The sequence below is a fragment of the Mycobacterium arosiense ATCC BAA-1401 = DSM 45069 genome (assembly GCF_002086125.1).
Classification (GTDB): Bacteria; Actinomycetota; Actinomycetes; order Mycobacteriales; family Mycobacteriaceae; genus Mycobacterium; species Mycobacterium arosiense.
Genome location: NZ_MVHG01000127.1, coordinates 1 through 10,121 on the forward strand (window position 1 = coordinate 1; position 10,121 = coordinate 10,121).

18 protein-coding genes are annotated in these 10,121 nt (G+C 66.2%); 6 read left to right on the forward strand and 12 right to left on the reverse strand.

The annotated features are described in order from the left end of the window. Positions 1–74: 74 nt before the first annotated feature. The 3 genes from BST14_RS26430 to BST14_RS26440 all read right to left on the reverse strand — a co-directional run bounded on the left by BST14_RS26430 (position 75) and on the right by BST14_RS26440 (position 1,944). Complete coding sequence (locus tag BST14_RS26430) at positions 75–563, reverse strand: GNAT family N-acetyltransferase (RefSeq protein ID WP_142279628.1); 489 nt, start codon at positions 561–563, stop codon at positions 75–77. 14 nt (positions 564–577) lie between these two features. Beyond that, on the reverse strand, positions 578–1,114 hold the full coding sequence (locus tag BST14_RS26435; protein WP_083067259.1) for a DUF1942 domain-containing protein: 537 nt from the start codon (positions 1,112–1,114) through the stop codon (positions 578–580). A gap of 83 nt (positions 1,115–1,197) precedes the next feature. Then, entirely contained in the window at positions 1,198–1,944 is a 747-nt protein-coding gene (locus BST14_RS26440) for a Clp protease N-terminal domain-containing protein (protein WP_083067260.1), read from the reverse strand. A gap of 107 nt (positions 1,945–2,051) precedes the next feature. Between BST14_RS26440 and BST14_RS26445 the strand changes: the two genes are divergently transcribed. Both BST14_RS26445 and BST14_RS26450 read left to right on the forward strand, forming a co-directional pair. Further along, the gene (locus tag BST14_RS26445) at positions 2,052–2,396 is read left to right on the forward strand and encodes a DUF732 domain-containing protein (RefSeq protein ID WP_083067261.1); all 345 of its coding nucleotides are present in this window, start codon (positions 2,052–2,054) and stop codon (positions 2,394–2,396) included. A 102-nt stretch (positions 2,397–2,498) separates the two neighbouring features. Next, complete coding sequence (locus tag BST14_RS26450; RefSeq protein WP_083067262.1) at positions 2,499–2,843, forward strand: DUF732 domain-containing protein; 345 nt, start codon at positions 2,499–2,501, stop codon at positions 2,841–2,843. Between the two features lie 34 nt (positions 2,844–2,877). Here BST14_RS26450 and BST14_RS26455 read toward each other — a convergent pair whose 3' ends face one another. From BST14_RS26455 to BST14_RS26475, 5 genes are all read right to left on the reverse strand, one after another. Then, positions 2,878–3,798, reverse strand: coding sequence for a cation diffusion facilitator family transporter (locus BST14_RS26455; protein WP_083067263.1), 921 nt, complete (start codon positions 3,796–3,798; stop codon positions 2,878–2,880). Positions 3,799–3,968: 170 nt separating this feature from the next. Further along, a complete protein-coding gene (locus BST14_RS26460) occupies positions 3,969–4,181 on the reverse strand; it encodes a hypothetical protein (protein ID WP_083067264.1) in 213 nt (70 codons plus the stop codon). Between the two features lie 198 nt (positions 4,182–4,379). Further along, positions 4,380–4,739, reverse strand: a complete 360-nt coding sequence (locus BST14_RS26465) for a DUF732 domain-containing protein (protein WP_083067265.1) — start codon at positions 4,737–4,739, stop codon at positions 4,380–4,382. A gap of 119 nt (positions 4,740–4,858) precedes the next feature. Beyond that, entirely contained in the window at positions 4,859–5,251 is a 393-nt protein-coding gene (locus tag BST14_RS26470; RefSeq protein WP_083067266.1) for a DUF4189 domain-containing protein, read from the reverse strand. 1 nt (position 5,252) lies between these two features. Continuing rightward, positions 5,253–5,471 carry a hypothetical protein gene (locus BST14_RS26475; RefSeq protein WP_083067267.1) on the reverse strand — a complete coding sequence of 73 codons (219 nt, stop codon included), beginning with the start codon at positions 5,469–5,471 and terminating at the stop codon, positions 5,253–5,255. 163 nt (positions 5,472–5,634) lie between these two features. Here BST14_RS26475 and BST14_RS29865 point away from each other — a divergent pair, with 163 nt between their 5' ends. Together BST14_RS29865 and BST14_RS26485 are read left to right on the forward strand one after the other, a co-directional pair. Beyond that, positions 5,635–5,889: a hypothetical protein gene (locus BST14_RS29865; RefSeq protein ID WP_142279626.1), complete on the forward strand. Its 255-nt coding sequence runs from the start codon at positions 5,635–5,637 to the stop codon at positions 5,887–5,889. A 117-nt stretch (positions 5,890–6,006) separates the two neighbouring features. Next, positions 6,007–6,513: an Rv2253 family sensor-like surface protein gene (locus BST14_RS26485; RefSeq protein WP_083067269.1), complete on the forward strand. Its 507-nt coding sequence runs from the start codon at positions 6,007–6,009 to the stop codon at positions 6,511–6,513. A gap of 11 nt (positions 6,514–6,524) precedes the next feature. Here the strand turns inward: BST14_RS26485 and BST14_RS26490 are convergent, their stop codons facing one another. Continuing rightward, complete coding sequence (locus BST14_RS26490) at positions 6,525–6,806, reverse strand: hypothetical protein (RefSeq protein WP_083067270.1); 282 nt, start codon at positions 6,804–6,806, stop codon at positions 6,525–6,527. Between the two features lie 382 nt (positions 6,807–7,188). On the opposite strand from BST14_RS26490, the gene BST14_RS29870 reads away from it, so the two are divergent. Beyond that, positions 7,189–7,446, forward strand: coding sequence for a hypothetical protein (locus tag BST14_RS29870; protein ID WP_142279627.1), 258 nt, complete (start codon positions 7,189–7,191; stop codon positions 7,444–7,446). 47 nt (positions 7,447–7,493) lie between these two features. Here the strand turns inward: BST14_RS29870 and BST14_RS26500 are convergent, their stop codons facing one another. Both BST14_RS26500 and BST14_RS26505 read right to left on the reverse strand, forming a co-directional pair. Then, the gene (locus BST14_RS26500) at positions 7,494–8,015 is read right to left on the reverse strand and encodes a DUF4352 domain-containing protein (protein ID WP_083067272.1); all 522 of its coding nucleotides are present in this window, start codon (positions 8,013–8,015) and stop codon (positions 7,494–7,496) included. 106 nt (positions 8,016–8,121) lie between these two features. Beyond that, positions 8,122–8,418, reverse strand: a complete 297-nt coding sequence (locus BST14_RS26505; protein ID WP_083067273.1) for a hypothetical protein — start codon at positions 8,416–8,418, stop codon at positions 8,122–8,124. Between the two features lie 168 nt (positions 8,419–8,586). Here BST14_RS26505 and BST14_RS26510 point away from each other — a divergent pair, with 168 nt between their 5' ends. Further along, positions 8,587–9,045 carry a universal stress protein gene (locus BST14_RS26510; RefSeq protein ID WP_083067274.1) on the forward strand — a complete coding sequence of 153 codons (459 nt, stop codon included), beginning with the start codon at positions 8,587–8,589 and terminating at the stop codon, positions 9,043–9,045. 56 nt (positions 9,046–9,101) lie between these two features. Here the strand turns inward: BST14_RS26510 and BST14_RS26515 are convergent, their stop codons facing one another. Further along, positions 9,102–9,383, reverse strand: a complete 282-nt coding sequence (locus BST14_RS26515; protein ID WP_083067275.1) for a hypothetical protein — start codon at positions 9,381–9,383, stop codon at positions 9,102–9,104. Between the last annotated feature and the right edge of the window lie 738 nt (positions 9,384–10,121).

Below are 10,121 nucleotides of genomic sequence, written 5' to 3' on the forward strand. Positions count from 1 at the left end.
CTCGCCGTCGTCTACCGCGGCGCAGCAGTCCTACGCGCCATCACCCTCTGGCTACCCCATTTGTCAGACACGCCCTAACCCAGCTCGCGGGTCATGACGTAGTCGTTCTCGACGCCGGAGCCCAGCCGGAACGTCCGCGTGCCGTTGATCGTGAATCCGCTCTTGAGGTAAAAGCGTTGTGCGCGTTCGTTTGCCCGGTTGACGCCCAGCCACACCCGGCGAACGCCCCACCCGGCCGCGACCGCCAGCGCGCGTTCCATCAGCGCCGCCGCGGCCCCGGTGGAGTGGCGGTCGGGCAGCACATACATTTTGGACAGCTCGGCGGTGTCGGTGGAATCGCCGCGAACCAGCATGGCGTAACCGACAATTCGGCCGTCCTGGCGCGCCGTGACGATGGCGCGATCGGGATCGTCCAGATACTCGGCGAAGCGGGCGGCCGACAGGTTGGCGTCGACGAACGCGGCGATGTTCTCGGCGGTCACCGAGGGCGGACACGCCAACGGAAAGGTAAGGGCCGCAACGGCGGCCAGCTCTGCGGCGTCACCGCAACCCGCCGACGCGATCTGGAACGTTGCGGTCAGAGGTTCCACTGCGCGAGGTGATAGCCCGTCTTCTTGTCCAGCAGCACGACGGTGGAGACGGGATCGCGGTAGGCGTCCCAGTACACGCCGCCGCGCACGATCGCGCCGTTGGGCGCGTTGACGAGCACGTTGTCCAGGGCGTCGGGCGCGTCGGAGGCCCGCGGCTTGTAGGCGTCGGCGTTCGGGGTCACCCCGTTGAAGCTCATCACGGTCGCCATGACGTAGGGATTGGGCACCCGGATCGCGCGAATGGTCACGTCGGCGCGCTCGACGGTGCTGCCGGGGAAGCCCTTGTAGGTGCCTTCGCGCGTGTAGCCGAATCCCGGTGGGGGGTCGCAGGGCGCCACGCCGCTCACGGTGACGTCGGCGATGAACGTGCCGTTGTCCACTCGCAGCGTGTCACCGATGTGGCCGATCGGCGCGTCACCGGCCCACGCGCGGGGCGACGCAACCGCGCCGACTTCGACGGCGACGCCGGCAACGCCGATCAGCAAGGCGAAAGCGGCCATCAGCCAGCGGTGCGTCTTCGCCATATCGTGCCTCCTTGGCGCCGTTGCGGGGGACCCTCGGATGATTGCACACGAGGTGCGCCGAGGGGAGGGGTCGCCCGCACCGCTCAGGCGTCCTTGCCGGCGGACAGCGATTGCAGCGCCTTGACCAGATCCGCCTCGACCCGGTCCTTGCCGACGCCGCAGCGATGCAGCGGTCCGTGAGTCGCAGAGCCGGCTTCCAGCTCTAGCAGCGCCAGCAGCTGGTGCTCGGTGCCGACGTAGTTGTGGCCGAGCCGAAGCGCTTCGCGCAGGGTCAGTTCGAGCGCCTTGCGCGCCGGCCCGCTGAACGGAATGAGCTGCGGCGGTTCGGCATTCACGGGCAGCGCGGCGATCGCTTCCGTGGCGGCGGCGCGCAGCGCCTCGGTGTCGACGTTCTGCAGGCGCAGCAGCACCGTCGCCAGCGCGGCCGCATCGCCGAGCACGCCGAGCAACAGGTGATCCGGGGTGATCTCGCTGTTGCCGGCGTCGTGCGCGGCGTTCTGGGCCGCCACCACCGCGCCCCGCGCCCGCGGGGTGAAGCGCGCGAACCCCTGGTCGAGATCGAGGGTGGTGAGCTCGGCGCGCGGGACGAAGCGCTTCTGGGCGGCCTGCTTGGTGACTCCCATGCTCTTGCCGATGTCGGTCCAGGACGCTCCGGAGCGGCGGGCCTGGTCCACGAAGTGACCGATCAGATGATCGGCGATCTCGCCCAGGTGTTCGGCGGCCAGGACGGCATCGGCCAGCTGATCCAACACGTCGGGACGCGTCGACTCGAGGGCGTCGATCAGCTCGTCGAGGCGGATCGGATACGAGATGCGGACTGGCTCGGGCATGCCGTCAACGGTAGGTTGACGCGCGACGGGGTGTCAACCCGAGGTTGACGATGGCCGTGCGAAGTCACGAGATGCGGGCTCAGCGCGCTTCTGTCAATCTGTGATCCATGAAACTATTCCTGGGCGCGGCCGCCTTTGCCGCCGCGATCGGCATGGCGGTGCCCGCGCACGCCGACAGCACGGACGACGCATTCATTGCTTCGCTGGACAAGGCCGGCATCACCTATTCCGATTCGGATAAAGCCGTCGGGGCGGGAAAGTGGGTGTGTACGACGGTCAAAGGCGGGACGCAGATGCCGGACGTTGTCAGCACGCTCCAATCGAAGAACTCCGACCTGACCGAAGACAAAGCAAACAAGTTCGCGGCGATCGCCGCCAGCACCTACTGCCCCGACCAGGTTTCGAGCAGCAGCCAGCCCACACCGAGTGCGACGGCGTCGAGCACCTCGTAAACCGCTGTCTTCCGCGAGTCGACCGCGTGCGTGCACGTGGGTCACCTGCGGATGTCCCGCCGAGATGCCAATCGCCGACGGGTTTGCGACAATCACAGCGTTATGCGATTTCTCCTGGGGCTGACCAGCCTCGTCGCCATGTTCGTCCTGGCCGCGCCGGCGCACGCGGACATCGACAACGACCAGGACTTCCTCAAGGACCTACGCGACGCCGGGCTCACCTATCAGGACGGCGGCAACGCGATCACCATCGGCAAGTCGGTGTGCGAACTGCTCGACGACGGCCAGTCCGACGCGAAGATCGTGACCGACCTGCGCAACCAGAATCCTGGCTTCCAGGGCGCGGCCGCGGCCAAGTTCACCTACCTCGCGGCCGCGCACTACTGCCCGAAGTACATCACCGGCGAGGACCGCGGTCCGAAGCCCGAAGGCGCCCCCGGCAACTGAGCCGTGCCCGGCGGGCGACTGCCTCCCAAGACTTTCAGGCCGCTCGCGCCGTCCACGTGAAGCTCTGCATCTGCGGGATCCGGGGTGCCAGCGCCGCGGCGACGCGGCGGCCGATCTGGTCGGCTGCCGCGAGCGGGGTGTCGGCGTTCAAAAACCCTTCCATCTCGACGCGCAGGGTCCGCCCGGTCCACCTGGCCCGGGCGTGCGCATGCGTCACACCGGGGACCGACGCGGCGACGGCCTCGGCGGTGGTGATGACGTCGGGGTCGACGCCGTCGAGCAGGCGATGGGCGATGTCGGCGGTCACCTCCCAGCCGACGTGGCAGATGAACCCGGTGACCACGATCCCCGCGACGGCGTCGGCCCAGCCCCAGCCCAGTGCCACGGCGATCAGCCCGAGCACCGCGCCGCCCGACGACAGCGCGTCGAGCCACGAGTGCTTGGCGTCGGCCACCATGGTCGCCGACCGAATTCGTTTGCCCACCACCAGTTTGTAGCGGGCCACCAGCTGATTGCCCACCACGCCCACGACGGCGGCGCCGATGCCCCAGCCCACATATCCGGTGCCGCCGTGGCGGAGCAACTTGGTGACGCTCTCGAAACCGGCGACCACGGCGCTGCCCCAAATCACCAGGGCCACACCGATACCGGCGAGATCCTCGGCGCGTTCGTAGCCGTAGGGATACCGCTCGGTGGGCAGCTTGCGCGACGCGCGGAAGCCGACGAACACCAGCGCGCTGGTGGAGACGTCCGAGAGGTTGTGCAGCGCGTCGCCCAGCAACGCGACCGAGCCGGACACCAGCGCGATGATTAATTCGACCAGGCCGGTCAGCGCCAGCCCGACGGCGCTGACCGCGACGGCGCGGTTGGCCTGCCGGCGCTCGCCGGCGTCGTCCGCCGCGGTGTCGAGGGGGAAACCGGCCGCCGGGTCACGTACTCCGTTGATCACGTGCATACCGCCAGCATGCCCGACCCCGCGGTGGCTCCCAAGTCCCGCGCTAGGCGCCGATGCGCTCCGAAACGGTCGTCACCGGGGGCGTGATCGCGGCCATCGCCTGGTGGATGAGACGACTTATTCTGTAGGACAACGGGATTCGTGCGTCGACATTGTCTCCCGTGCGACCTCTACTTGCCCGGTTCCGGGTTCGACGGGCCGTCGCGCCAGGGCCGGGGGGTCTTCGGCAGAATCATGAACGCCACGGGCAGGCGTACCAGCGCGTGGCGGGCGGCGACCTCGAGGAACACGATCTCCATCTCTAGGCGGTTCAGCGGCCGCGTTTCCATCATGAAACGCGTCCGCAGGTAGCGGGGCGTCCTCAGCCACTCGACCAAATTCATGTCCGCGACTCTACCCCTCGCGCGGAACTACTTGGTTTGCACAATATTTCACGAGGGCTGGTGGCGGTTTGGATAATGACGGGCCCGAGCAGGACGTCGGGTTGCACTGGATCTATGAGCAGATCCGCCGGAGCATCCACGCGGTGCTGGGCCGAACACCGCTGAGCGGCGAAAAGCTTTGTGCTGCCGTCGTTGTGCTCACATCAGCGGGGGCCCCGGCAGCAGCCAAATGACCGAGGGGTCGATGTCCTCCTTATACTGCGGGCAGTAGGTGGCTATCGACAGGCCGACGAAGTAGGCGGACTGCCTGACCGAGAGATCCGTTTGCCTGGCCAGCTGGATCGCCAGGATCGAGGCGTTCGGGTTGGCGGCGATGCCGGTGCACACCGCGCGGGCCTTCGCGATCGCATCGCCGTTGTCGGGCATGGTGATCCCACCCTTGGAGAGGCCCGCGATGAACGCGTCGTCGCTACCATCCGCTGAGGCCGGCGCCGCGAACGCCAAGGCGGCGATGGACACAAAAATCGCGCAGACCGCCGGCCACTTCGCAGCTCTCATCACAGTCCTGGTCTCCCCTCAGTGCGCGGGCCCGTCGGCGTGCAGTCAAGGACGACTCCAGATGAACGATAGTCGAATCGCGGTGTCCATCTCGTGCGATGAGCGTCGATCCACGAATTTCAGGACGAGCAGTGGGTGGCCTTGACGTGCCCGTTGGGCGACCCCAGCTTGGCCAACGCGTCCGCGGTGGACGCGGTGATGTCGGGCCCCGAGCCGCCCTGGAAGCGGCCCGAGAGGCGGTCGAACGCCACCGATGCGCAGCCGTTGCGGGTGCCGGCCACCACTTCGCAGACGTCGCCGGCCTCGGCGGTGCAGTGCGCGAGCGCGACTCGGTTCGCCTGTTCCTGACTGGCCCCGGTGCCCCAGCCGACAGCTCGTCCGCTCTCCACGGACACGGCGAGGGCGACGAAGTCGTCGTCGGCCCGGGCCATCGGCGTCGGCAGCGCGGCGATCGCGCAACCGACCGCAGCGACCAGGGCGATGGCTGGCCGCTTCGGCGCGCTTTTTCGCATGCTACGAATCGCCTTCGGGGTCTTCAGCCAGGTAGGTGACCTCGTACCACCGCTTCGATGGCCCGGCGTTGTGCGTGTCGGTCGCGATTGCGTGCTCGAGGCGTACGTCGGTCAGATGCGGATTGTCCACGCGGATAGAGTCTTCGAGCTCGGCGTGCAACGCATCGCCGTCCAGGGTGATATCCGCGAGCGCTCTGCCGGTATACCTCGTCCAACTCACGCCTCACATTGTGCAGCCGCCATGGCGCCGGAACACCGGGGTATATTGCAACCCGCTGCCGTGCCGCGCGAAATTTCCGGGTCAGACGATTGAGGATCCGGAAATCACGAGCGACCGTGTGTATTGGTCCGCGAATGCGCTTTCCGGGCCGGGGGACTCGGTCGTGAAGGAGGGCGATGAATCGCCGGAGTTTCTGCTGCACCAGTACTTCGCTGGTGGGTTGAGTGTGACCCTTAAACGTGTCGACGAACTGAAGCCCGGCGACAGGATCCGCATGAAGGTCGGGCACGCCACCGTCGTCGCCACGGAACCCCTCGACGACGACCGCACCCTGCTGACCTTCACCTATGGGACGCAAGGCGCCGCCGACAACGCCCTGACCGTGGACGTCCTGGACGATGACGAGTGGGGTTGGTAGGGCGCGGACCAGAGGCGATCCGGCGGACCCGTTCCTAATTCGGGTTAGCCGCCGGCGCCTTGTCGGCGACGGCTCGGCATATGACTATTGGATGGTTACGGACCCGCAGGAGGAACGATGACGTCACTCCGTCTTAAATGCGTCGTCGCTTTATCCGCGGTGCCGTTCGCAATTTCCGCGTCGCTTACCCCGACCGCCTTCGCCGACAATCCGTCCTGGAATGGCAAGTACGCGATCACGTTCATGGTCGGCCCCAAGGCCGGGACCAGCATGGCCGTCGGCGACCCCGAGGTGCAGCGCACCGAGACCTACGGCCTCCGTTCGAGCTGCACGAGCGGCAAATGCGTCGCCACCATCGTCAGCGGCCCGCCGCCCACCAACCCGACGGTGCCGCAACCGGTTCAGTTCACCTGGGATGGAAAGTCGTGGTCGCAGGCGAACGATTTTCAGTGGGACTGCATGATGCCCGACACCACGATCCAGTGGAATCCGGCCCGAGCCGAGGTGCACTACACGCCCCAAGCCGACGGCACGCTTGGCGGGGTCATGCACACCGACATCTTGAGCGGCGCGTGCCACGGCACGATTGACATGAATATGACCGCCGAGCGCGTGGGCGACTAGCTGCCATCGGTTCACGGCGGCGGCGGCGGTGGCGCCGGCGGGTTGTCCCAGCTTCCGGGAGTGCCAGCGGGGACCTGCACTCCGAGCCAGTTGCACGGCATCATCGACCGCCATGCGATCAACGCGCACTGCTGCTCGGGCGTCAGGGGGCTGGGACCCGCGCACGGCGGCGTTCCCGGCACACCGCATACCGGGTCGGCCGACGCAGGCGGCGCGCAAGCGAAAGCCGCGGTCGCGATCAGCAACGCGATGGCCGCCATGAGTGAGGTGACGAAACGTCGGGTGCGGTGCATGGCCCCTCGAATCAGTAGCTCTTTGGCAGATCGTAACGCCTGGCACTGACACGGAATGGCGGTTTGAAACTCGGGATCCTGCTGTGGAATCGACGGAATTCGGCGCCACGGACCTCGCGAAACGGATACGTTGTACGGTCACGGGCTTCGGGCACCGCTCCCAATTCCGCTCGAAACGACGGAGTCGAGTCATGTCGCGTGCCACGAGGGTCCACCGCTGATGGATGCACGGCGAGACGCACAGGTTCCCGATCCGTGGGAGCGTGCAGCGAGGGCGGGGCAGCGGATCGAACAGCTCCGGCGGCGGCGTGCCGAATCGGCAGCCGGCGAGCATTCTTCCGAGGATTCGGTCGATCGGGCGCGGCGGCATGCGCAGGACGCCATGGACCGCGCCGTGAACGCGCATATCGCCGCCTCGCGCGGACACGACCAAGCTGCACGCGCACATGAGCGGGCGGCAAACCATCTGCAACGCGCGGCCATGGAGGGACTCGGCGATCCTGAGCAACTACGGGACGAAGCTGACGAGCACTGGCGGGCCGCGGCGGACAATCACCGGAGCGCGGTCGAGTTGGCGCAGGCCGAAGACCCGGCCAAGTCTTCATCCAGTGGCCAGTCCGACGTTCGGAATCTGTTGTGAGACAACCGAACACGTGATGCCCTGGGACACCGCGGTTACAGCAGCGCTCAGGTGTGCACTTTCCAGCCCGCCAATGGGGTGGGCGCCGCCGGAGCATCGGGATCGTTGAACTCGATGTAAACGTCGCCCTGCTTGACGTTGCCGTCGTAGGCGATATATCCGTGCGCGGTTTGGCCGCTGGTGACGCTGCCCGCGCGCAGCGGCGGCGTCTTGTTGATCTTCTGGTAGTCGACGAGCGATGAGCCGCCCTCGACATCGCGGTTCGGGTCCTGCCGCCACGGGGAAGAGGCGGCGGTCACCGAAGACGGGCTGTAGTTGAACGGCGCGTTGGACTTGCCCTCGATGGTGACCTCGATGACGTTGCAGCCACCGCCGGCGGAGCAGCCGGACGAGATCCACGTCGCGCTGTTGAGCGTGACGTCGGCGGTGGCGGTGCTGTACTCCGTGACATGGATGCTGGTGCCGGATTTTCCCGTCGGGAATGGCGACTGTTGGGTCGTCGGGTCGGCGGTGCCCTGAGGTGCGGTGAAAAACGCCGTCAGCGCCAGCGTCGCTGCGATTGCGCTCACGTGAGCAGATCTGGTCACTGCCAGAAGATAGCGCATTCAAAGATTTCACCGCGAGCTCGCGATGAAAAACGTGGGCGCATAACCTATTCAGGAACGGGCGGACGCTCTAGTGCGGCGAATTGGCCAGATAACACCGCACTCGGGTGGCGGCATCCTCCGGCTTGACTCCCATGTTGATCAATCGCTGAACTACTTCTTGCGAAGGCACACCGGAAATGATGTCGTTGTCGATGACATGAAGGCTGGGAAACCAATTCTCTGCGGCTACCCCCGGTGGTGGCGGCGTCGCATCGCCCCCTATGCACTGAACGTAACCAGGGACGCCAGTGTCAGCGTGAGCTGGCGGCCCCAGCGAGATAGCCATGGCAATGCCAACCGTCGCAGCGGCGTAGATCAGACGCATGCTGGCATTATTGCGTGTTCGCGGTGGTTAACAACCAGGAATTCCGGAGCCGGCGCCTCGAATACGATTCTCGGAGGTGCATAAGCGCCCGGCCGGTAAGTCCAGCGGGGGCCGACTCCGGCCGATTCCTATCTCACGAGCCGTCGTCGGCCTTACACTGCATGAGAAATGAGCGCCTATCAGACCGTGGTGGTCGGCACGGATGGTTCGGACTCGTCGCTGCGTGCGGTGGGGCGCGCGGCCGCCATCGCGGCGGATCACGGCGCGAAGTTGATCGTTGTGACGGCGCATCTTCCCGTTGCCGAGGAACGCGGCCGCTACGCCATCCCGCCCGGCAGCGACCACGGTCAGGACTACCGGACGGTGCGCGAGGCGCCCTACTACGCGATCCTGCGGGACGCCAGGGAGCGGGCGCGCCAAGCAGGTGCCAAGGACGTGGAGGAGAAGTCGATCGTCGGTGCCCCTATCAACGTGCTGGTGGACCTGGCCAAGGACGTCGACGCCGACCTGCTGGTCGTCGGCAATGTCGGACTCAGCAGCGTCGCCGGGCGGCTGCTGGGATCGGTCCCGGCCGCCGTCTCCCGCAGGGCCAAGACCGACGTGCTGATCGTCCACACCAGCGACTGAGGCTCGCGAAGAATCGGTCGGCGTCGGCCCCTCGTCCGGGCCGGCCATGCACGAAGTCAACCGTGAGCGGCGTCTGCCGCGGCAATCAACGCGTTACCCAGCTTCCGGGCTTCTGCCGGCGCGATGATCGGGGTGTCGGGACAGTCAATGACCACCTGGCACTCAGCGCGCCCGTCAACGTATTGCCGCCCGATGACGGAGACGACAATCTCGGCCCGCCGCCCGTGGTTGGCGTCGATACTCCACTCCGGGCCGTCGAACACCCTGAACGCCGGCCCGACGTTGTCCCATTCGTCGACCATGGTTGCCCAGCTGGGTGGTGCGAGGTTGTCTTTCATGGCTAGATCGTTTCCGCGATCCCGGGCGCGGGCACGAGTAGTGCACTACTTCACTTGCGCTGAGACGGTCGAAGTGTCGCTGGAGGTGGCTTGGTCGGTAGCTATGAATGCGGACGAAGTGATCGAGTCGACAGAAACCCGACTGGCTTATGGCTCAGATGCCGCCCATGGGGCTGGCCGCGCTTTTCCTGGCCCTGTTCGTGCTGAATGCGTGCACAGAGGCGAAATGTCTACGAATGCGGTTAGTACAGGTAGACCACTGCGTCGTTTGCACCGGTGCAGGTGACGACCTGGGCCCCTATGCAAGTCATTACGTAGCTCTTATTGGTGACGGGACTCATGACGTTCAGCGTTATTGATGTGGCCCGCAGATCCTGACGGAGGTACTGTGCGCGCACCGCTTCAGCGAATGGGCAACTGGTTATCTCCGTTCCAGCGGCAGAATTGCTCAACGGGACGTTCACCGGATTAGATGAGCAGTGCGTAGCACTAGGAGGGAGTACCTCGGCAGCCGGGACCGGCGGGGGAAGCTCAGCCTGCGGCTGCTGAGAATTAATTGTTGAAGTTGTGGGTCGCTCCGTTACGGTCTGAGTAGCAGTCGCCGTTACTTGTTGGCTGCCACCGATATTTATCATCAACGGGCGATAGGCATTTATGGTCGTGACCGGACCCCGTGAACTGGTCCACGGCGAAGGAGAGTCGTTCATTGGTGGGTACAGGTGGCAGCGTAGTGGGCTG